The organism is Endozoicomonas sp. GU-1 (assembly GCF_027366395.1).
In the GTDB taxonomy this organism is placed as follows: Bacteria; Pseudomonadota; Gammaproteobacteria; order Pseudomonadales; family Endozoicomonadaceae; genus Endozoicomonas.
This window is the reverse complement of record NZ_CP114771.1, coordinates 2,937,524-2,960,280: the sequence shown is the minus strand read 5'-3', so window position 1 is coordinate 2,960,280 and position 22,757 is coordinate 2,937,524. Positions and strand designations below refer to the sequence as shown.

The following is a 22,757-nucleotide window of genomic DNA, read 5'->3' as shown; positions in this document are numbered from 1 at the left end:
CCTCACAAAACCGAATTTTTATCCTCAATTTTCTGCCATCCTCGCTACGGGGTCGCCTAGACGGGCGCTATTCTCGGTCAGCCTCCTAGAGGCTTAACCACCTGTCGTACTTTATCGCCCGCAACCATTTCCAGAAATTCATCCCCCAGCCGCTTGCTCTCATTAACCACCCGCTGCCAGTAACGCACCCGTTCGTCATAGGTAAATCGGGCAAAATCATTACGATCGGGTATTTTTCCATAGGGAAGCCGGTCAACAAATGCCTGTGATGGCGACACCAGTACCATATTGTCGGTATTCTGCGGCAACGGCCTGCGATGCTTTAAGGCCTTATCAAACCAGCCGGGAATCATCCTTGAATAAAAGTGTGGATAAAGCACCAGACCATCACCCTGATGAAAGCGCATATCGAAGTGGTAATCGGTAAGCCCGCCATCCCGATAGCAGCCTGCGGGCGCACCAGAGATATTCTTTACACCCTGCATCACCGCAGGAATGGAGCCAGAGGCCATAATGGCATCCACCAGATTAGTTGCCGTTAGTCGTACATGCTCAGTTGGAAGATCATCGGCATGGTAAAAAGCAGGCTTTTCTGAAGTGTCATAGGCTGGATGATAGAAAAGAGTACGGGTAAAAAATGACGACAAATATTTTCTATTAATCAAGTTTCCCGTAGCGGCAAGCCCCAGGCCGGCCAGTTGTAGCGGTTTACGCTCAGAAGCGGTCAGTCCATGGCTTCTCACGGCAATCAGATTAAAACGAAAAACGGGATTATCAAGAATCTGTCCGACACTATCGGAGGAAACGATGGTTTCTACCAACTCTCTGGCTTTACGACTTATTTCAGCAGCATCTGGCTTGCTGGAATAACTGGTGTAAATATAGCCCTGTTCAAAACGCTCATGAGCAGCCAGAGGATCATTCTGGCTGTAACAGCTGAAACGCCAGCTACCGGCAGAGGTGCCAATCAGATCCAGCGGTGATGTTCTGTCGCGGAAGTATTCGCCCAGCAGGGCTTTATCCAGGCCACTGAGCACAAACCACTTGGGACCACCAGAAGCGCCTACCATGACCTTGACACTCTCCTGGGGCAAACCATTGGCACGAATACTGTCTAACGCCTTTGCCCCGGCCTGAATATCGATCAGACTGTCCATACACCGCTCTCCCTGAAAATTATCAACCAGTGTTATCGATTATAAGGATGATGAGTATGCCAGTGTTGGGCAATCTGTTCCCGTGTACATAGCCATACCTGCTCCCTGGATTGTACATAGTCCAGGAAACGGGTCAGGGCTGCCGCTCTCCCCGGTCGTCCAGCCAAACGACAATGAAGGCCTACTGAGAGCATTTTGGGAGCCGTGGCACCTTCTTCATAAAGTACATCAAAAGCGTCTTTCAGATAACTGAAGAACTGATCGCCACTGTTAAAACCCTGGGCGGTGGCAAAGCGCATATCGTTGCAGTCCAGCGTATAGGGAACCACCAGCTGGGGTTTACCAAACCGGGTATCCCAGTAGGGGAGGTCATCGGCATAGCTATCGGCGTGATATAAAAACCCTCCCTCTGCCACCACCAGCTGCTCGGTATTTGGACTGCAACGCCCGGTATACCACCCGGTTGGGCGCTTACCGGTCACTTCGGTGTGCAGACGAATCGCTTCCTGCATATGCCGACGCTCTTCATCAACGTCCATAAACTGATAGTTAATCCAGCGATAACCATGGCTGGCAATCTCCCAACCGGACTCCATCATGGCTCTGACAGCTTGCGGATTACGCGCCATGGCCATGGCGACACCGTACACAGTGACCGGTATCTGCCTCTGTGAGAACAGCCGGTGAAGTCGCCAGAACCCGGCCCTTGAGCCGTACTCATAGATCGACTCCATACTGATATGACGCATGCCCTTATGAGCCGGAGCACCAATGATTTCCGAGAGAAATGCCTCTGATGCCTCATCACCGTGAAGAATACAGTTCTCGCCGCCTTCTTCGTAATTGATAACAAACTGAACTGCTATTCTGCTATTACCCGGCCACTGGGGATCAGGCGTCGTTCTGCCATAACCAACCAGGTCTCTTGGGTAGTCATCTGTCGTTAAAAGAGGGTCGAACGTCATTGGGCTCTCCATTTTTTTATTGCCTGCCTGATGGGTTCTATGGCATAAATGCTCAAAAAATTGACTAAATGGTCAAATAATAAAACCTATTCTATCAGGATAAAGTGCCACAAAGCTCACACAAGTTGGCACTGTCTTTAGACCGTAAAAATAATAACAGCAGGTTCAACACATTAATGAATAACTCTTCTGATGATCTCGCCGCACAGTGGCAGCAGACAAGAATTGATCTGGCAGCCCGTGCGCTGGGTGGGGATGTTCTCGACTGCAGCGATGATTTCTTTGCCGAAAAAGATAACCTGCTATTGGCTAAAGACCCGGTATTTCTACCAGAAAAATATACGGCCTACGGCAAATGGATGGATGGCTGGGAGTCACGCCGCCGTCGCGATGCACCGGGTTTTGATGGCTGTGACTGGGTTATTGTGCGCCTGGCTGCTGTGGGTGAAATCGAAGCGCTGGATATTGATACACGTCACTTTAAAGGTAATGCCCCCGGCGCAGTGCAGCTGGACTACCTGCTTGATAACGCCGATCCCAACGAACAGAGCAACTGGCTGCCGCTGACGGATCGGGTGGACGTACAGCCCGATTGCCGAAACCTGATTACTCTGGATCAGTCTCCGAGAGTAGCCAGCCATATTCGTTTGAGAATTTACCCCGATGGCGGTGTCGCCCGTCTCCGGGTTTATGGCAAGGTGCATCTTGATCAGCGCCATCGCTTACCGGGTGAGCCCCTGGATCTGGCGGCACTGATGAACGGTGGCCGCTCCGTAGCCTGCAGTGACTCATTCTTTGGCCCTATGCAAAACCTGTTACTGCCAGGGCGTGGTGTCGATATGCATAATGGCTGGGAAACCAGACGTCGGCGGCAGGGGGGCAATGACTGGATGATGGTCAAGCTGGCTCTGCCCGGCACTATTCATCGCGTAGAAGTGGATACCTTGCACTTCAAGGGTAACTACCCTGACCGTTGCAGCCTGGAGGCCTGTACCTTTGCCGGGGATAACCCTGAAGATGCAACGGATCCTGTGCAATGGCATACCATTCTTCCGGAACAGAAACTGCATGCTCATCGCAACCATCGGTTCTTGAATGAGTTGCAGAGCACGGAACAACCATACACCCATGTGCGTCTGAATATATTTCCTGATGGGGGGGTATCAAGGCTTCGCGTTCTTGGTTTTGAGAGCGGTTATGAGAGCGGTTTTGAAAGTGGCGTTGAGGGGAGTAGTTCATGACACTGGATGAACTGAACAGTCTCGATATTGATGGTGCCAGACATTTTTTCCGCCAATGCTGTACCAGTGACTACTGGCTGGAATTCATGGCGAACAACCGGCCATACTCCAGTCAAGATGAGCTTTTATCCACAGCGGACACCAGTTGGTCCGCCTGTGGAGAAAAAGACTATCTACAGGCTTTTGCAGGCCACCCGAAGATTGGCGACGTAAACAGCCTGAAAGCAAAATACGCCAATACCCGTGATATGGCCGGTCATGAGCAATCAGGCGCAGCCACTGCCAGTGACGAAACACTCAAGGCATTAGCAGACGGTAACACCGCTTACGAAACCCGTTTTGGCTATATCTTCATTGTCTGCGCCACCGGGAAGTCAGCGGATCAGATGCTGTCTCTGCTGAATGACCGGCTGAATAACCAGCCGGAACATGAACTGGCGATTGCCGCTGCCGAGCAACATAAGATAACCCAGCTACGTCTGAACAAACTGATTGAATGGAGGCAAATGGCATGACCGGTATCAGCACCCATATTCTGGATACCGGTAGTGGCTTACCGGCAGAAGGAGTCCCTGTCTCCCTGTCAAAACAGGCAGGTGATGGCTGGCAGCCAGTGGGCAGTGGCGTCACCAACAATGATGGCCGCATACAGAACCTGGCGACAGATGACCTGAATCTTCCCAAAGGGGTGTATCAGCTGCATTTCGCCATTAAGGATTATTTCCAGAAGCATAAAGTCCAGTGCTTTTACCCGGAAGTTGTGGTGACGTTTGAAGTCAGTGATGACCGTCATCACCATGTTCCACTGCTGTTATCACCCTATGGTTACTCTACCTATCGGGGCAGTTAACACCAGCAGTTGATTCGAATAATAAAAACGAGAACAAGGCTTATGGATAAAGAAATACCAGCCCAGACGCTGAAGGTGGAAATACTGACCCGTGAAGCCTTTGAACCTTTTGGTGATGTCCTCGAAACCCGGGATACACCGTTGGTGATCAATCAGGGGCGCTGTCAGAAATACAGCGACCTGACATCCGTCACCACGGATGATCAAGGTTACACGACAATACATATCTATAAAACAGCCCCGATTAACCACGCTTATCAACTGGATCTGCTGGAACGACACCCACTGGGTAGCCAGACATTTATGCCCCTGGCAGGCCAGCGCTTTCTGGTGGTGGTGGCCCCTGGCTCCAGTGTTGGTGCGACGCCCGATTTGTCATCCATTCGCTGCTTTCTGACCAACGGTAAACAGGGCGTTACCTACCACCCCGGTGTCTGGCATCACCCTTTACTGTCCGTTGATGGCGGAGAAGAGTATCTGGTGATTGATCGTAAGGGACCCGGCGATAACTGTGATGAGGTCCTGATGCCTGGGCAGTTTATTGTGGAGGTGCCACGATGAGTCAATCGGTAGTTTGGCGAGCCTCTGTCCTGCACTTTCTGGAGGATCCAGTGAAACAACAGGGTTCGGAGGACGCGTGGGAGTTTTTCGAAGACGGTGCCCTTCTGGTTGAAGATGGTCTGATAACCCGATGCGGTCCTTCCGATCAGGTCTTTAAGAATCTGCCCGCCGGAACAGAAATCAAAGACCTCATTGGTCGTCTTCTGGTTCCGGGTTTTATCGATACCCACGTACATTATCCACAGCTTGAAGTACTGGCAGGCTGCGGTGTCCAGTTACTGGACTGGCTCAACCAGTACACATTTCCGGCAGAGCAGAAGTTTGCTGATGAGCAGTATGCCAGTGAGATTGCACAGTTCTTTCTGGATCAGTGCCTCAGCCATGGAACCACCACAGCCCTGGTGTTTGGTACCGTGGCACCTCAGTCCGTTGATGCCTTTTTTCAACAAGCCCATCAACGAAATCTGCGTATGATCGCAGGCAAGGTGATGATGGATCGTAATGCCCCTGACTATCTGCTTGATACTCCTCAAAGCAGCTACGAAGACAGTAAAGCATTGATCAACCGGTGGCATAACAAAGGGCGATTGGCGTATGCAGTAACCCCCCGTTTTGCCCCTACCTCATCATCGGAACAGTTGCACATGGCTGGCCGGTTATTGCGGGAACACGATGGTCTTTATCTGCACACCCACCTCTCGGAAAACCCGAAAGAGATTGACTGGGTTCAGGAACTGTTCCCGGACAGCAAACACTATGTGGATGTGTACGATCAGCATGGCTTGCTGGGCCCCCGGTCCGTGTTTGCCCACTCAGTCCACCTGTGTGACCACAGTTGGCAGCGAATGGGCAGTTCCGGCTCGTCCATTGCCTTTTGCCCGGGCTCCAACCTGTTTCTCGGTAGCGGGCTGTTTAATCTGAACCGGGCAAAGGCCCATGGTATCCCCACCGGTCTTGGCACCGATGTGGGTGGGGGAACCAGTCTCTGCCTGCTCAATACCATGAAAGACGCTTATCAGGTATCTCAGTTGCGGGAGGAAACCATCTCGCCGCTTCAAGCTTTTTACCTGGCCACATTGGGAGGTGCCAGGGCACTTCATCTTGACGACAAGATCGGTAGCTTCCGCACAGGCAATGAAGCGGATTTTCTGGTGCTCAATCCGGCGGCTACCCCAATGCTTCAATTCAGAACGGAAAAGACCAAAACACTGGAAGAGTTGCTTGGCGTGTTGATGGTGATGGGTGATGACCGGGTCATTGAAAAAACCATCATCATGGGTCAGGAAGCCTGAAAGCCGGAAGTGCTGACGACACCATTACGTCTATAACAACCGTCGCTCAGCATTTTCAATAATAAAATGAGTATTGAACCATGGAATCCTATCTACAAGAGTGGTTAAACCTGCTGTTTCGCTGGCTGCATGTGACGGCCGGTGTCGCCTGGATTGGCGCATCCTTTTATTTCAACTGGCTGGAAGGACGGTTGGAAGCTGCGCCAGCAAACAAGCAGAAAAAAGGCATCAAAGGTGAGTTGTGGGCGCTGCACGGCGGCGGTATTTATGAAGTAAATAAATATCATCTTGCCCCGGAAAAACTGCCAACAACGTTGCATTGGTTTAAATGGGAGGCTTATGTCACCTGGCTCAGCGGCATGGGTTTACTGGCCATTATTTATTACTGGGGGGCAGAGAGTTATTTACTGGCACCGCAGTCTGCACTGACGCCAGTTCAGGCCATTGCCATCAGTATCGTCAGCCTGCTGACCGCCTGGCTGGTCTATGACCTGTTGTGCAAATCCCCGCTGTTCAAACAGGAAACGCTGTTCAGCCTGGTGCTGTTCTCGCTGGTGGTGTTTGCTGCCTGGGGCTACGCACAACTGTTCAGTGGCCGTGCCGCCTATATTCACGTCGGTGCGCTGATTGGCACCCTGATGGTGGGAAATGTGTTCAGGGTGATTATCCCTTCCCAGAGAAATCTGGTTGCTGCCGCTGAACAGGGGGATAGCAGTTTTGATCCTTCTGGTCTTGGAAAGAGTGCCAGGCATGCCTTGCTGCGCTCTCGCCACAACAACTACTTTACACTGCCGTTGTTGTTTATCATGATCAGTGGCCACTATGCCATGACCTTTGGCAGCCAGTGGAACTGGGCAATTCTGGCGGTTCTGGCTGCGGCTTCAGTGCTGGTTCGTCATTTCTTTAACCGACGCAATCAGGGTGCCATTTTAACCTGGCTATGGCCTGCAGCAGCGGTGTTGATGTTGACTCTGGCCTTTATTATCCGGCCACAAATGGCTGCACAGCAGGCACCGATGGCAGAGCAACCGGCTGTGGAGCAGGGCGATATTGTGGCGCTGGTTACTGCCCGCTGCAGCACCTGTCACTCGGCAACACCGACCGATCCTCTCTTTCAGTCACCGCCCGGTGGTCTGGTTTTCCACGACTATGATTCCATCGCCAACAAGGCTGATAAGATTTATAGCCAGACCGTACAGACTCAGATTATGCCATTGGCCAATCGCACGGGCATGACCGATGAAGAGCGCAATTTACTTGGCCTGTGGTATCAACAAGTGAAGTCTGAGCAGAGTGTTCAGTAACGTGCAGGTTGGTATAAAAGCTAAAAATTTTTGATAAAGTGCTGGCGATAAAACCGAAGTTCATCAATAGACTCACGGATATCTTCCAGCGCAAGGTGAACACCCTTCTTGGAAAACTGCTCCAGTAACTCCGGCTGCCAGCGACGCGCCAGCTCTTTCAGGGTGCTGACATCAATATTCCGATAGTGAAAGTAGTCGTGCAGCTCTGGCATATATTGCCAGAGGAAACGGCGGTCCTGACCGATGCTATTACCGCACATTGGCGAAATGCCCTGGTCAACGTGTTGGCGGAGAAAATCCAGCGTCATCTGCTCAGCCTGCTTTTCACTGATGGTGCTGGCTTTGACCCGGTCAGTCAGGCCTGTGGCTCCATGGGTGTTAACACACCATTCATTCATGGCACCCAGAACGTCGTCACTCTGGTGAACCGCGAGAACCGGACCTTCCTCCAGAATGTTTAACTGGCCATCGGTCACAATTGTTGCGATCTCAAGAATCCGGTCATTGACTGGATCCAGGCCTGTCATTTCCAGGTCGATCCATACGAGATTATCCGATTTAGCCATCCAACACCCGGTCGTCAAAGTTTAGAAAGTCTGAACGGTTTGATAATTACCTGCAAGTCAGGAAAAAACCAACTGATTCAATAGATTATAGAGAGCTTTAGTTCCCTGTCATGTCGCTGAAAAAAGATGGATCAATTTACGGGCAGATAACGAATCAGCTGACATAATAAGTCTACTTCATTCATAATTGCAGCGAAATCAGCTCAATACAAATTTATGATACTTTCCAACCTTACAATTCAGACTCTCTCCCGCACATCATGAGTAAGCGCAAACTAACGCGCAGACAAAGCTGGCGCATTGAGAAAATTCAGGAAGAACGCAAAGCCCGCGCCCAAAAGCGTGAGGATAAAATTACCCTGGAACTTCAGGATGACTCCCTGGGGCCAGAGCAACCAGGGCTGATTATTGCCCACTATGGCGCACAGCTGGATATTGAACCCATTGGCAAACCCGGTGAGACCTATCGCTGCCACCTGAGGGCCAACCTGCCACCACTGGTTACCGGTGACCGTATTGTCTGGAGAGCTTCCAGCAAAGGCGGCATGGGGGTGGTAGTGGCACTTGAGGACCGTGACAGCCTGTTATCCAGACCGGATATGCGAGGACAGCTAAAGCCGGTAGCTGCCAATATTGACTACATTGTTCTGGTCATCGCCCCGGTGCCTGTTCCCCATGCAAACCTGATTGACCGTTATCTGGTGGCTGCGGAAACCGTGGGTATTGAGCCGGTCATCCTGCTCAATAAAACCGATTTGCTGGCAGGTGGAGCGAGTCGTCCATCTGCCAGTAAAGAGCTGGACGATATGCTGATTAACTATGAGCGTATTGGCTATCGCGTACTTAAAGCCTCCACCCGGACGGAAGACGGGCTCAATGAACTCAAGAGCCTGCTGAATGAACACACCAGTGTTTTCGTCGGCCAAAGCGGTGTCGGAAAGTCTTCCCTGGTCAATACACTGCTGCCCGGCGTTGATACCAAGGTCGGCCCGCTGTCCGAAAGCACCGGCAAAGGCACCCATACCACCACGGCAGCCAGGCTATTCCACTTCCTGGCCGGTGGTATGCTGATTGACTCCCCGGGGATTCGTGAATTCGGACTTTGGCACATGGAACCGGAAGACGTGTTGCACGGCTTTAAGGAGTTTCGTCCCTTTATCGGGCACTGCAAGTTCAGGGATTGCAGTCATGAACAGGAGCCGGGTTGCGCTATTCGCCAGGCCCTCCTGAATGGCGATATTCTTCAGGAAAGAATGGACAGCTACCAGAATATTCTGAATTCTCTGGAAAAAGCCTGATACCAGTACATCCCGTTCATCCTGAAGCGTGTCGAAGGAGGGTGCCACCGTACTTCGACAGCTTCAGCGCGAACGGCAGCCGTCGTCAGAAAATAGTGGGCGCAGGTTGGGTGGGCAAATAATAAGCCGTTAAAAAATAAGCTGGGGCAGGTCTTTCTTTTTGAGCACACTCAAGACACGGGTCTGCCCACAAGGTCCTCGCCATGTGGCACAATAGCTTTCCAAAGTTGTGCACAGCCAATCTGCTTCGATGCAAAAACACACTGGAAAAATGGTTCTTTCCTCAAGCTGTCAATTACGTTACCCGTGCCTCTGTACTGTGAATGCCAATTGTCCTGGCGATAGTAAAATTGCACCAGGCTCGCGTTGAGGTTCACGGCCTGCTTGATGATAGAACGCCTTACGGTTTCTGTTTTGGGTTTATCATAAGGGTCTTTCATGACCGTATGCCCCAGAGTAATCACCCGCCCTTGGCGATTAAGAAATAAATAAGCCAGCAAACCATCGGTATCTGTTGTCCCAAAATGTCTTTCTACGTACGCTTTGGCTGATTGATTGCTGGGAATACAAGCCGGCGTAAAGGCCAGATACTGTTTCAATTGCAGAGGCAGAGGCAATGCCGCATATTCGCGTGACACAATTCTTTTTTGGGAGAGTTGCTGTTGAATGGCCCGCCTGCACAGATGTTTCAGGGAGCCAACCGTCAGATGTTCATCTTCGTGCAGGCCATAAAGCTCAGCCACGGTACCTTGCCACGGACAGCCAGTAAATGGACACCTGAGGTAAAATTTGCTGATTTTACGTCCCGTGAAATTATCAACGTTAATCAAATTACAATAACTGATATTTTCTGGCGTATCCGGCTTATTCTCAGCTGAGCAATGGTGACATAATCGATCTGTTGGTAGTGCCAGGGTTCTGTAATGGCTACAGTCCTTGCATAGCAAATGGCCACACATTGTCTGAACTACCTTTCGTGGTATTCCGCCACAATCAACGCAAACGCGATCCTCTGGAAACCGAATGCGCTCGCTGTTTTCCGGCAGCCACTGAGCATTGCTGACAGCGTATCCGCCCCACAACACTCTGTTACTGTCGCTATCTACAACGCCGCCATGGGCACTGCCCATCAGTGGCAGTATCGGGCGGCTGACTACTACATTCGTGTTCATAGGTGCTCCAAACCCTGGCTTCGCCAGTCATGAGAATTGGTCATCTGGCTTCCCGGTTGCCCTGCACAAATACGACACTCTCAAACTACAGGGCGGGCTGGTAGGTGCCTGACGCAGAGGCTTTCCCTGGAAAAGCTACCGCGGAGCATCAATTGCTTCACGAAAACTTTCCAAAGTGTCACACCATCAATATGCGCCAAATCGTCACAAGCGTCCCAATGCACACAATTCCATCGCAAGGATTCAGCTACGGTGTCATTACCTTCACAAGCGGGATCCCATTTTTTCGGGTGGTAGTAAAACTGTATATAGACCGCCTTGCGGTCCAATGCCTGCTCGCGGATAAAGCGCTTTACAGCTCTTTTTTGTCGGCATCAGAGGGATCCTCCACGACCGTAGACCACGTAGCCATCACCCGGTCCTTATTATTGAGCAACAGGCAAACCAGCAAACCAGGGGATGTCACAAAGTACTTTTCTACATAGGCTTTGGCTGAGCGGTTGCTGGGCGTGTAACCCGGTGGCGCATTAGCCAGATACTGCTGTAACCCCTGAGGTAAGCGCAAGACAGCGCAGCATTCGCTTAACAGAATAGTATTATGACCAAAGCGGCGTTGAATGTCCGACCTGCACAGATGTTTAAGTGAAGAGACAGGGGAAGCATTCATCAGATGTTCACTTTCGTGAATGCCGAAAAGTTCAGCCACCGTACCTTGCCACTGACAATTGGTGAATGGACACTTGAGGTAAAATTTATCGATCGCACGTCTTTTGAATGGAAAAGCTTCGATCACGTTGCAAGCATCTATGTGTTCTTGCGTGGCAGGTTTTCCATTAGCTGTGCATATATGACATAAACGACCTGGCGGGGTTGTCAGGGTTCGGTATTCGCTGCAGTCTTCACACAGAAGGGAGACGCAAGCTGTTTGTACTGCGTTGCGCGCCAATCCCTGACAATCAAAGCAAATACTCCTCGGTAATGAATAGAGATACTCTTTATTTTCTTCCGGAAAAGCCTCCACATTGCAAATGTGGTATCCGCCCCACAACACTTTGTTGCTGTAAATATCCGTAACTGGACCACAGGCACTGCCCATCAGCGGCAGTTTTTGGGCGCTGGCTACTGCGTTCATGTTTCCCGATCATCCAAAATCAATGTTGTAATGCAAATGGCCCCGGACAAGTCATGGAAATCACAGGTTCGGAGAGTGATGCTCAAGATCAGCGTCCAGTATAGCCAGCATCTGCTCTGCCTGCCGAAGGGGGGCACAGGTAGGGAGTTGGGGGGGGGCAGGTCTTTCTTTTTGAACACCTTCGAGACTCAAGGCCTGACACCGGTTTTTTCTCTGGAAAAGGCGTAGAAGACAGTCGTACAGTCTTTTTTGATAAGTGTCATTGCGGTTCAAGGATTACCTATACTCAACAGTATCAGATAACACCGCCTGCCGATCATGATCAACTATCAGACCACCGGCCAGCACCCAAGGCTTGGCTTTGAAGTGTGTCAGGGTTTAAACCTGAAAACGTTAACCAGCAGCCAGAGGCTTGGTCTGAAACATGCGCTTTGGCAGCATGGAGTGGTCTTCGCCAGAAAGCAATATATGACCGCCAGTGAGATGGAACAATTTGCACTGGATACTTTCGGCCCCATGATGATAGGTGACAATCGCCAACGTAAGGATTGCCCACCTTTACCTCCTGAGCTGGTCAGCAATCATGTGGCCGTACTTGGCAACCCCCTGGGCCCTGTTGATCGCCCACTGGAGTCAGCGGCATGGCAATGGCATCACGACAAGGATGCGCTTCCCCGACTGGAGGGACTGGCAATGAATGCGCTCTATATCGTGATGCTTCATATACACAAGGTGCCCGGGACCGGGTGCGATGGACAACCTCACACAACGCACTTCCTCGACCAGCTTGAAGCCTGGCGCGCGCTCAGTCCTGAGCGGCAGGCAGAGTTGAGAACAGTAAAACTGATCCACTCGCCACCTTTTCTGACGCCTGATTCATGGACAGCGGAAACACCGTTAAAAACCCACCCCCTGGTTTCTGAACATGAACTGATTGCCAGGGAAGGGCTTTACATGGGATCGAATACGGCAGTACCGGTTGGGCTTGAAAAGGACCCTGAAGCGGCCAGAACATTCTGGCAAGCACTGTTGGATGAAATCCTTGCCAGCTGTGTCATTTACGCTCACCGGTGGCAGGAAGGCGATATTGTTTTCTGGGATAACTCTCAAGTCATGCACCGTGGACAACCCTATGACTCAAGCCATCATCAGCGAGTTGGTCTCAGGTTAGGGGTTGTAGCCCGGGAAGAAACCACTCTGCGACATCGCTAGCGAATTATTGAGGTGGGGAACCTTGCAGCTATAAATCTGTCGAATCCATTAAATGATTAGCTACCGGTAATGAAAAAGTGAATTCAGCATATTTTTCTTTTGCCACTACTGCTGCTGCAAAAATCAACTCCATGGTTTACAGCTCAAAGGCTATGGGTGGAAAACAGCAAACATCAAGGACATTGTGCAAAACGGTAACAACTGCGGAAGAGCCGGTAGAGCCGCGAATAAATAAGCGCAAAGCAATGGATGAAAGGCCCATCATTGCGGATCTCGGCAAGAAAAGTTGTAAAATAACCACTCCTGATCACCATATTGCTGTCAGGCAGAGTCCACAGCTCTCAGAATCAGGGCAAGCAAGTATCTCCAAGAAACCTTCTGATCCCGCTGTCTTACCAGGTCAAAATATACAGAGGGCCTTGGATCAGCCCGTTGAAATAAATGGAAGACAATATACTCGTCAGGAAATTGCCGGGCTGACCGTACCAGAACTTAATCAGATTCTCAAGAAAGAAGAAAATAAAGACGTTTGCAAATTTGTAAGATATTTGCGAAGAACTGAGAAGAATAAAGGTTACTCTGAAAAAAGCAGAGGATTGAAAGTTAGTAAAATGAAATACATTGATAAGCAAATAAAAGTGATGCAAGCAGAAAAGGATAGATTGAAATTAGAGAATAAAAATCTATCCTTGGAAATAAAGGCCATTAATAAAAAATGTAAAGATGTTGGGCGGTTAATTGGCATTAATAAGAATCAAATAATAGGCAGAAAGTAAACAGAGGTCTTTCTTTTTGAGCATGGTAAAGATTTAAGACCTGCTGTTTTTTTTCTAGCTACTTTCAAACAGCCTTTTATTGTTACTACAGAACTACCAAAAAGTTCTAATCATAAAAAACCACCGCCGCCACCGAAGCTACAGTCACCGCCGCCGAAGCTGCAGTCACCGCCACCGAAGCTATAGTCACCGCCGCCACCAGAGTAACAGTCATCGTGACTACTATAAGTATAAGCACTACGGCTGTGATTACTGCTGCTGGTGAGTAAAGCACCTGCAACCAATCCTGTACTCAAGGTGTTTCCCATGGAACGGGAAGCTCCGGAGTAGCCAGTACTTTTGCCTCTGGAGATGGAAGATGTGCTCGGGGGGTGAGCTTTGACATGCGCTCTAATGGTTTGTCTTCGAACCTGAGAGAATTTTTCCGCCGGAGTATTTGGCACATTTGTCGTTGAATTCCGTGTGTAGGGTTCACTTTTTGGTTGGTCAACAGAGGTACAGCTAAAGCAACTCCACAGACCTTTTCTCCTGGTCTTGGGCGCTTGTTTCTCCGGACCTGCACTTACACAATCGGAGCGCACAGGGGCCCCTGAAATGGATTCCATGGAAATCTCCAGTGTTTCAAAGTTAAATAGGTAATGTTTATTTATACGTCCGCGTTATTGCATGATTCCTGATGACAGGGACAACATTTGGCGGAACACCTTGGAGCCTAGTCATGATTCCGGATATGGCAAATTTTCTACTTTATTTTCTTAACCGGGCAGCAGTGATACTGCCCACATTATCATTATCAACATCTTCATCAGCAACACGTTGCGATTCGACAAAATCAGCCCACACAGCAACGTCGTGTTTATTGTACAAACAAACAGGAATTTGCCAGCAGTATTTTTTCAGACTATCAGGCAATGGCAACTGGTCCAGAACTATATACTGATCAGTGGCTGCATATCGTTTGATGATCGACCGGCACAAATGCTTTAATGAGTAAGGGCTATCCACAATATTCTCAATGGACAAAATCTCATTAAAGTTCCTGTCGATAATGCGCAGTGGACTTTCTGCAAAAAACTTTCCTGTCAGTGAGGTTGCCTTGGCAATGCATTGAAACGCACTGGTTTTATCAGGTAATTGTTGAAACAGAATTCTGAGTATTTCATCCTCACCATTGAGGGCGGCGAGGTAAAATAGACGGGAGTCATAACCCATGACTGCCTTGTGCCACCCCCTGTTCAGGATGAACTCTACCTCACTGGAAAGACCACCTGCGATGACCGTCAGCAGCGGAAACCAATGATTGTGATCAAGTGTGAAGACATCCACCTTTTGCCGGATAAGGAACCGGAGAAGATCTGTGTCTCTGGACTCATTGGCATAGTAACAGGCGAGCTGGAAGACAGAGGTGAAGGTTTTGCAGTTTCTTGCATTAATATCCGCACCATATTGTACAAGTCGTTCCGCCACCTGTTTATTCCCTTTGCGGCAGGCGGACATCAGCGGAGTCGAACCATAGGTGTTGACCGCTTCAACATCTGCTCCGGCCACCAACAGTATCTGGGTAACCTCTTCGTTGCCTACTTCAGCAGCCGCATGCAAGGGGCCGAACATCATCGAATCTGTCTTCTCAATATCTGCGCCCGCCGCCAAAAGCATCCCGGTGACCTCTGTGCAGTTCTGGTCGGCAGCCGCTATCAGGGGGGTCCAACTGGCACTGTCGGGCTGGTTCACATCAGCTCTTGCACGAATCAGCTTTCTGACATGCTCGGGCTGATTAAAATAGGCGGCTCTGGTCATTAGTGTAAATCCCTCATCATCCACTGTGTTCAAGTCACCTGACGACAGAGCTTCATCAATTGAACAACATTGGTCTAATATACTGGGCAGAGTATCCGCTCCGTTCAGTTGCCCGTTCAGTTCAGGGGTGAGCGTTTCAGCAGGTTTCACTTTACGCTTGTCCAGTCTGGGCATCGTGCCCACTTCAGGCTGGTTGTCAGCGGTAGGCAATTGACGGTTAGTAATCTGATCTTCTGGATATTGGTCGCTGGACAGACGGTTAGGGGCAACCGGAAGCGAACTCGATAATCTTTCTGCTGGACCCACACTACCTCCCGGGAAATCAGGACAATATGACAGCATCTCTGTTAGAGAGATAAACGTCATGAAAGTTCCTGATCGGGCAGCTAATCGTAATAGCTCATGACGTTTTCGTCATGATGAAAAACTGTTCTTGCAATGTGGGGCGGAAAATATACGACACTGTTTTATTTAATTGGTGTCATTAGATCCTTCATAAGCAACTATATTAAATGCCTTGAAGCGCAGATTGTCGGCCAGTTTGCCTTGGGCTGGATCGGGGTAACTTTTCTGAAGACGCTCCAGAACATGCATAAGGACAATGCGTGATTCGGCATCGAGCTTTGGCTCTATATATTCAAGGACTGCCAGGACATTAATGCGCGTCATTGCTATCAGTGCGCGGGCAGGACCAGCAGCCTGACCGATTGCCAGGTTGAGTTCATCGATCATAATGCTGGTAAGTGACCTGGCGTGGGTCGAGTCACCTGAAGCCAGCACAGGGGAATCGTAATTTAGCAGTGTTGACGGGCCAGAGTCCATCGGGGTGATCAAGTCAACCACATAAATCCAGTATTTCCTTGTTTGCGTTCCTTTTAAACGGAGAATGAGGTTGCAGAAGCAACAGTTTATGCCGTAGAAAACCTCATTGAAGTCGTTGGTTTTAATCGGCTCATACTGATCCGGCAAGAAGCCGCCCTCCTTGGCAGCTTCCTCCAGCCAGTCATAGAGTTGATCTTTGATGCTACTGAAATCCTTTCTGTTAAGCACCAAAAGATCGGTATCCCTTGGCGTGACTGAGCGTTGAATAACAATTGGGGATATTTCGGCTGGTAACAGGTCGCTGCTGGTTGCCAGCTCAAATGCCTCGCTCCCCCAGAGTGACTGAACCTGTAGCTGGTAAGCACGGCTTCCCAAATATGCCACAGACTTATTATCATGATTCAACGCCTGTACCCCCCAGGCTATTTGCTCATGAAAATAATCTCTTGTCGTGAGGGTCTGCGGAGTATCTAACCTGACAGATTGGTTGTTGTTTGCAATAAAGTTTGCCAGAGAGTCAAGGTTTTTTCTGGTTTGTTGTTTAGAGCGGCCATTATTAGTCGGGACTGGATTCGGTTTATGACTGACAGTGGCTTTGGCTAATGATAACTCTTTAGAGATAGTCAGGTCTTTTAAGCCGCCTGCTATGAAAGTAATATTTTTTTGCAATCTTTTCCTATAACCAGCTGAAGCCTGTTCAAATTTGGCAATCGTTGGAAACTCATTTTTGAGAATGTCGACCCGTTTACTGCTAACGGTAACCAGATCATCATTCAAATGCTTAATTTGTTGCAAACTGTGGTATAAAGTAGCGTGAATTGACTCGAACAGAACAATTTTCAGGCACTTATCTTCATTGATGACGTGTTCTCTGATTTTGTTTAAATGACTGAAAGCATCTTTGAAACTGGATTTGATGCTTTGGTTGAGCCTATGAAATTGATCAGTTTTCTCTTTAATCCTGTCAGCATTTGCTTTGATTTTTTCATTCCCTTTCTCTTTGGTCACCTTAAGTGCGGGTGATAAATCACTGGTATGAATGCTGGTAAGGCAGGCTTCCAGATCACTGAATATTGAAGCGCATGCACAAATTTGCTCAATGAGCACTACGCAGAAATAACTGCACCGGGAGAACATTCGCAATAACTCAGTGTGCGGTGATTGTGCACTGTTTGCAAAAATATTGGTTAGCCATTCACAGGATGTTCGGTCCAGTTCTGAGATGTTGGTGCCTGGATTGCAGGCATCGCACTCTTTATTAATGAGCTTTAAAATATCATGATTCTGGAGCAGAGTTCGTGCCAGGAAGGGTTTCAGGTACTCAGAAAGCGATTGTGGATTGTCATTTGTGATTCCATCCCCGGCAGTATATTGCATGATGATTTTTTTGGTCTCATCACAGCTATTCCTGATGGTCATCTCGTGATTATTGGTCAGAGTCTGTATTCTTTGCCTGGCCAGTGATAAGCGATGGTGGAGATTACAGCCTTTTATTGCGTCATCGGGCAATAAGTCAAGATCATGCAACTGGTCTACCCATCGGTTCAGAGTATCCAGTATTTTTTGCAAATACTCGGTTTTCTCTATCGGTATTAACGGTGAATGGTTCTCAGTTTCACCCTCCTTGTGATCAAGAAGGCGATTCAGGTAAATAGAAGCAGCTCTAAGCCCTATGATGAAATAATAGCTAAGGGCATAGCATCTGGATTGTGTATACTCATCAAGTTGACTATGCCAGCTTTCGATGTTAATTCCTGCGGTATTGTTATTTTTAAGTGCTTGAATAACCGGCTCCAGTGAATACTGGCTGTGGAAAACTATTCGAGTGGTTGCTTCACAAGCCTGTTTGGTTTCCTCCCATCGGCCTGATATTGAAGCTGCATGTATTAAATCTGCACAGAATAGATGCTGCCCAATCGTCCGATTGTCAACGCAGACGGGTTGAAATTTGTGATCACCTGATTCTTCCCTGTATCGAACAAATGATTTGAAAAGTTGGTCAGAGGCGGTATGCACGATAGGCTTTTTCCTGTTCAAGTCTTCCCATGCACCTGTAGCAATGGCAGTGAGCATATCGCTGATCCCTTCATTTAGCATGTGAAATTTTTTCTTCGGATCAAAGCCAGGGTGTTCCCAGGATGGCACATGCTTAATTGAGTGGAACTTCCTGATGTCCGGTTTTACTGGTGCCCGAAGGGCGATACCTTTTCTGACATCATCGTTTCTTAGCAATGTCTCCACAACACAACGAACAAAGGATAAATGGCAGACAAGAGATTCACTCAGAAAGCTGATTGATTCCTGGCCCGGAGAATCATCCTTGGGGTACCATTGGCATAGCATTTTGATGAGAACACGATACTGCATGGCCAGGTGCAGCGTTATTTCACTCATATCATCGCTCAGAAACAGCAGTTTGGATAATTTGATATATTGACTTTTGTCAGCGAACTTTTTTGTGTTGTACCAATCAACAAGTCGGTATGCATTGTCTCTGAATACCAGATATTTATCGGCGAGACACCTGAGCGAAATCAGACTATCGTAGATTAAGCTATGGAACTGGTGACGATCGGTATCAAGAAACGTTCTTTCGAGGAATTCCTGATCAAGTTCCGCGCTAAGTTTGGATAATACCTCCTTGAAGTTTCGGACACTTCCTATCGTAATTGTCTGAGGGGACGACGTTATTCTGAAAAGGGGAAGAGTACACACAATGCTGTCATCATCAGGCAGAGGCTTCATGAACACGTCGGAGACAGGGCCGGAGGCTGATGACGGTTGCGGAAGGCTCTGGTCAGAAGCGGAGGTCAATTCAGGTGTATGGTACGTTTGATCTATTGTTCTGGTCGCAGTTTGCCTTTCCGTCAGTGACAAATTACTGGGCTCGGAGTATTCCGGGCCATTGATGTTATCACTACTCACGAAATGAAGTTCTGGTTTGATTACAGAAGCCCCGGCTGTCATTGGGTCTGCGTCCGGGCGGTGCTCAGTGGTGTATCCGTCAGGGGCTGGACGGGGGAAGGGCGGCGGAGTAAATGTCTTTTCGATATTTTGCATAATTATTTTTAAAGAACAGCATATAATAACTGGATATGTTTATTATTCAGACATAATTACTCTGATTTGGTTCCATAGATTTAATTACACTCAAGGAGTTGACTGCTCCAGCCCTATCTATTTTGGTACTAAAGTGCATAAAAGTGGCTTGGGAACTGTCCTCACTAAGACACTGATTTTTTAATTGGCTTCATTAGATCCTTCATAAGCAACCCTATTAAATGCCCTGGAGCGCAGATGGCTGGCCAGTTTGCCTTGGGCTTCATCGGGGTAGCGGTTCTGCAGACGCTCCAGAACATGCATAAGCACAATGCGTGATACGGGGTCGAGCTTTGGCTCTAAATATTCAAGGACTGCCAGGACATTAATGCGCGTTATTGCCATCAGTGAACGGAAAGGGCTGACGCTAGCAGCCTGATTGATTGCCAGATTGAGTTCATCCATCATAATGCTGGTAAGTGGCCTTGCGTGCGTCGAGTCACCTGAAGGCAGCACGGGGGAATCGTAAGTGAGCAGTGGTGACGGGCCTGAGTCCATCGGGGAGATCAAGTCAACCACATAAGCCCAGTCTTTCTGGAAATAACTTCCACTTAAAGAAACAATAAGATTGCAGCAGCAACAGTTTTTGCCGTAGTAAAACTTGTTGTCATCGTCAGGAACAAACAGTTGATATTCCCCTGGCACGTTGTCGTCTATGCCGGCAGCTTTCTTCAGACGGATACAGATTTGCTTTTTGATTTTACTGAATTCCTCCTGGTCAAGCACTAAAAGATCGGTATCCCTTGGCGTGACTGAGCGATTAATAGCATCATCAGATATTTCGGCTGGTAACAGATGGCTGCCGGTCGCCAGCGCAAATGCCTGATTGCCCCAAAGTGACTGAATCTGCGTCTGATAAGCACGGCTCCCCAGATAGACCACAGGCAAACCTTGATGTTGCATCGCCTGCACTTCGCTGGCTATTTGCTTTTGAAAATAATTTCTTTTACTGAGGGTCTCCTGAGTATCTGGCCAGATAGTTATTGCTTTGGCAAAACCTGCCAGAGTATCACTGTGATTGATGACTTGATTATTGCGTTGACCTTTTTTAATCTGGCCTGAATTCGGTTTATGCCTGCCAGTGGTGTTGGCTAATGATAGCTCTTTTGAGTCATTCAGCTCTTTTAAGGACTTTGTTATGAAAGCAATATTTTTATTCAATCTTTTCCCAAAACCAGTGATAGCCTGTTCAAGGTTGATAACAGTTGGAAACTCATTTTTGAGAATGTCGATCCGTTTACTGCTAACGCTAATCAGGGCAGAGTTCAAATGCTGAAGTTGTAATAAACTGTGGTATAAAGTAGCCTGAATTGACTCTGAAAGCACAATTTTCAGGCATTTGTCTAGCCCATTATTATTGAGTTCTCTGATTTTTTTTAAGTGGCTGAAAGCATGTTTGAAAAAGGTTTTGGAACTTTGATTTGACTGGTCAAATCTATTAATTTTCTCTTTGATTCCGGAAGCATTTGCTTTGATTTTATCTTTCCATTTCTCTTTGGCCATCTTAAGTGAACGTGATGCTTCACTTGTATGAATGCTGGTAAGGCAGGTCTCCAGCTCACTGAATATCGAAGCGCAGCCACAAATATGCTCAATGAGCATTGCACAGTTATAACAGCCGTGGAAGAACGTTAGCAATAATTCGGTGTGTGGTGTTGGTTCATCGTCTGCAAAAGTTTTAATCAGGGATTCACAGGACTCTTTGTTCAGTACTGAGATGTTAATGTCTGGATTGAATGCACCGCACTCTTTATTGATGAGCTTTAAAATATCATAATTATGGAGAAGTATTTTTGTCAGCCGGGATTCCAGATATGCAGGAAGCGGTTGCAGATTGTCATTTGTTATCCCATCCGAGGCGCTATGTGGCATGATGGATTTTTGGGCCTCATGAAAGCTCTTCTTGATGGCCATCTCGTGATTTTTGGTCAAAGTCAGCAATCTTAGCCAGGCGAGAGATAAACGGCGGTGGTATTTGCAGTCTTTCATTGCAACACTGGCCAACAAGCCAAGTTCCTGCAACTGGTCTGTCCATGTATCCAGAACATTCAGTATTTGGTTCAGCTCTTCCGTCTTCATTACCTTTATTAGTGGTGACTGGTTCTCCGTGTCATTCTCTTTGTGAGCAAGAAGGGTACTCAGGTAAGTAGAAGCAGCATCAAGCCCAAGGGTAAAATACATGCCAGGGGAGTAGGGGCGGGATTGTGTGTCTTCATTAAAATCATTATGCCAATTCTCAATGTTGATTCCTGCTGTGTTATGTTTAAGTGCCTGAATAACCGGCTCCAGTGAATACTTGCCATGGAAAACTATTCGAGTGGTTTCTTTAAAAGCCTTATCGGCTTCGTCCCATCGTCCTGCCATTAAAGCAGCATGGAATAACTCTGCACAAAATAGATGTTGCTCAATCGTCAGTTGATAAATGCAGGCTGGTTGGAAATTTTTTTGATCATTCCCTTCTTTCCTGTATCGATCAATTGATCTGAAAAGGTATTCAGAGGTGGTTTTCAGGATATCTTGAGGAGCTTCCCTGTTCACGGTTTCCAATGTCCCTGTGGCAATGGCAGTGAGCATATTGCTGATGCCTTCATTCAGGGTGCCGGTACCGTGTGGTTTTATGTCAGGGTGTTCCCGGGGGCGCGCATGTATAACTGTGTGGAAGTTAAGTGGTTCTGTTGGTGCCCGCACGGCGATGTGCTTGTTGAAATCAGCGTATCTTATCAGGCCCTCCACAAGACAACAGATATATGACAAATGGCAAACCAGAGATTCACTCAGAAAGCTGATTGATTGCTGGTGCGGGAAATCAACCCCAGAGGGCCATCGACATAACATTTTGTTGAGATCACGATAGAGCATGCCCAGCCTCAGTATTTCCTTACACATATCATCACTCAGAAACAGCTGTTTGGACAATATGCCGTAGATACTTATGTAGGCCAATTTTAACTTGTTATACCATTCAACAAGTTTGTAGGAACTGTCTCTGAACGCTTGATATTTATCGGCAAGATATTTGAGAGAAACCAGTCTATTGCAGATTAAACTATGGAACTGGTAACAATCCAGGTCCAGAAACTTGCCACCGAGAAATTCCTCATCAAGTTCCATTTTAAAGATGGATAATCTGTCCTTGAAGTTTTGGACATCCCCGGTGGTAATTTCCAGAGGTTTGGGCAGTGTCATGTCGAAATTGGGAAGAGTGCCCATAATGGTGTCATCATCATCAGTCAGAGGCTTCATGAACACGTCAGAGACAAGACAAAAGACGGATGACAGTTCCGGCTGGCTCTGCCCGGCAGCTGAGGTCAGTTCAGGTGTATGATACGTTTTATCGACAGGACTGATCTCCGTCTGTCTTTCAGTCAGTGACAAATTGCCGGGCTGAGAGTATTCCGGGTCATTGATGACACCCGGGGAATGAAGTTCTGGTTTGATTGCAGAAGCCCTGGCAGTGGTTGATGTGTCCGCCAATTCTTCTGAGCCAGTGGTGTCCCCTTCAGGGACAGGCCG

18 protein-coding genes are annotated in these 22,757 nt (G+C 48.2%); 10 read left to right on the top strand and 8 right to left on the bottom strand.

What is annotated here, in order from left to right; translation table 11 throughout:
* Positions 1–77: 77 nt before the first annotated feature.
* Positions 78–1,157, bottom strand: coding sequence for a patatin-like phospholipase family protein (locus O3276_RS12095; RefSeq protein WP_269675849.1), 1,080 nt, complete (start codon positions 1,155–1,157; stop codon positions 78–80).
* Between the two features lie 32 nt (positions 1,158–1,189).
* Positions 1,190–2,122 (bottom strand): allantoinase PuuE, encoded by a 933-nt coding sequence (gene puuE / locus O3276_RS12090; RefSeq protein ID WP_269675848.1) that lies wholly within the window; start codon positions 2,120–2,122, stop codon positions 1,190–1,192.
* 176 nt (positions 2,123–2,298) lie between these two features.
* On the opposite strand from puuE, the gene alc reads away from it, so the two are divergent.
* The 6 genes from alc (at position 2,299) to O3276_RS12060 (ending at position 7,370) form a co-directional block, all read left to right on the top strand.
* A complete protein-coding gene (gene alc, locus O3276_RS12085) occupies positions 2,299–3,363 on the top strand; it encodes an allantoicase (RefSeq protein WP_269675847.1) in 1,065 nt (354 codons plus the stop codon).
* A complete protein-coding gene (gene uraD, locus O3276_RS12080; RefSeq protein WP_269675846.1) occupies positions 3,360–3,878 on the top strand; it encodes a 2-oxo-4-hydroxy-4-carboxy-5-ureidoimidazoline decarboxylase in 519 nt (172 codons plus the stop codon). The genes alc and uraD overlap by 4 nt, the downstream gene beginning before the upstream one ends.
* Positions 3,875–4,213, top strand: coding sequence for a hydroxyisourate hydrolase (gene uraH / locus O3276_RS12075; protein WP_269675845.1), 339 nt, complete (start codon positions 3,875–3,877; stop codon positions 4,211–4,213). The genes uraD and uraH overlap by 4 nt, the downstream gene beginning before the upstream one ends.
* Before the next feature lie 42 nt (positions 4,214–4,255).
* On the top strand, positions 4,256–4,774 hold the full coding sequence (locus O3276_RS12070; RefSeq protein WP_269675844.1) for an ureidoglycolate lyase: 519 nt from the start codon (positions 4,256–4,258) through the stop codon (positions 4,772–4,774).
* Entirely contained in the window at positions 4,771–6,066 is a 1,296-nt protein-coding gene (guaD, locus tag O3276_RS12065; RefSeq protein ID WP_269675843.1) for a guanine deaminase, read from the top strand. Before O3276_RS12070 ends, guaD begins: the two co-directional genes overlap by 4 nt.
* A gap of 80 nt (positions 6,067–6,146) precedes the next feature.
* Positions 6,147–7,370, top strand: coding sequence for a urate hydroxylase PuuD (locus O3276_RS12060; protein ID WP_269675842.1), 1,224 nt, complete (start codon positions 6,147–6,149; stop codon positions 7,368–7,370).
* Positions 7,371–7,390: 20 nt separating this feature from the next.
* On the opposite strand, the gene orn is transcribed toward O3276_RS12060, so the two are convergent.
* Positions 7,391–7,936 carry an oligoribonuclease gene (gene orn / locus O3276_RS12055; protein WP_269675841.1) on the bottom strand — a complete coding sequence of 182 codons (546 nt, stop codon included), beginning with the start codon at positions 7,934–7,936 and terminating at the stop codon, positions 7,391–7,393.
* 260 nt (positions 7,937–8,196) lie between these two features.
* Here orn and rsgA point away from each other — a divergent pair, with 260 nt between their 5' ends.
* A complete protein-coding gene (gene rsgA, locus O3276_RS12050) occupies positions 8,197–9,234 on the top strand; it encodes a small ribosomal subunit biogenesis GTPase RsgA (protein ID WP_269675840.1) in 1,038 nt (345 codons plus the stop codon).
* Positions 9,235–9,404: 170 nt separating this feature from the next.
* Here the strand turns inward: rsgA and O3276_RS12045 are convergent, their stop codons facing one another.
* Positions 9,405–9,977 (bottom strand): hypothetical protein, encoded by a 573-nt coding sequence (locus tag O3276_RS12045; RefSeq protein WP_269675839.1) that lies wholly within the window; start codon positions 9,975–9,977, stop codon positions 9,405–9,407.
* A 204-nt stretch (positions 9,978–10,181) separates the two neighbouring features.
* On the opposite strand from O3276_RS12045, the gene O3276_RS12040 reads away from it, so the two are divergent.
* Positions 10,182–10,439: a hypothetical protein gene (locus tag O3276_RS12040; protein ID WP_269675838.1), complete on the top strand. Its 258-nt coding sequence runs from the start codon at positions 10,182–10,184 to the stop codon at positions 10,437–10,439.
* Positions 10,440–10,758: 319 nt separating this feature from the next.
* Here the strand turns inward: O3276_RS12040 and O3276_RS12035 are convergent, their stop codons facing one another.
* On the bottom strand, positions 10,759–11,538 hold the full coding sequence (locus tag O3276_RS12035) for a hypothetical protein (protein ID WP_269675837.1): 780 nt from the start codon (positions 11,536–11,538) through the stop codon (positions 10,759–10,761).
* A 318-nt stretch (positions 11,539–11,856) separates the two neighbouring features.
* Between O3276_RS12035 and O3276_RS12030 the strand changes: the two genes are divergently transcribed.
* Both O3276_RS12030 and O3276_RS12025 read left to right on the top strand, forming a co-directional pair.
* Positions 11,857–12,750 (top strand): TauD/TfdA dioxygenase family protein, encoded by an 894-nt coding sequence (locus O3276_RS12030; RefSeq protein ID WP_269675836.1) that lies wholly within the window; start codon positions 11,857–11,859, stop codon positions 12,748–12,750.
* Between the two features lie 77 nt (positions 12,751–12,827).
* The gene (locus O3276_RS12025; protein ID WP_269675835.1) at positions 12,828–13,526 is read left to right on the top strand and encodes a hypothetical protein; all 699 of its coding nucleotides are present in this window, start codon (positions 12,828–12,830) and stop codon (positions 13,524–13,526) included.
* A 747-nt stretch (positions 13,527–14,273) separates the two neighbouring features.
* Here O3276_RS12025 and O3276_RS12020 read toward each other — a convergent pair.
* From O3276_RS12020 to O3276_RS12010, 3 genes are all read right to left on the bottom strand, one after another.
* The gene (locus tag O3276_RS12020) at positions 14,274–15,629 is read right to left on the bottom strand and encodes an ankyrin repeat and SOCS box protein (protein ID WP_269675834.1); all 1,356 of its coding nucleotides are present in this window, start codon (positions 15,627–15,629) and stop codon (positions 14,274–14,276) included.
* Between the two features lie 165 nt (positions 15,630–15,794).
* A complete protein-coding gene (locus tag O3276_RS12015; RefSeq protein WP_269675833.1) occupies positions 15,795–17,153 on the bottom strand; it encodes a hypothetical protein in 1,359 nt (452 codons plus the stop codon).
* Between the two features lie 2,232 nt (positions 17,154–19,385).
* On the bottom strand, positions 19,386–21,266 hold the full coding sequence (locus O3276_RS12010; RefSeq protein ID WP_269675832.1) for a hypothetical protein: 1,881 nt from the start codon (positions 21,264–21,266) through the stop codon (positions 19,386–19,388).
* Between the last annotated feature and the right edge of the window lie 1,491 nt (positions 21,267–22,757).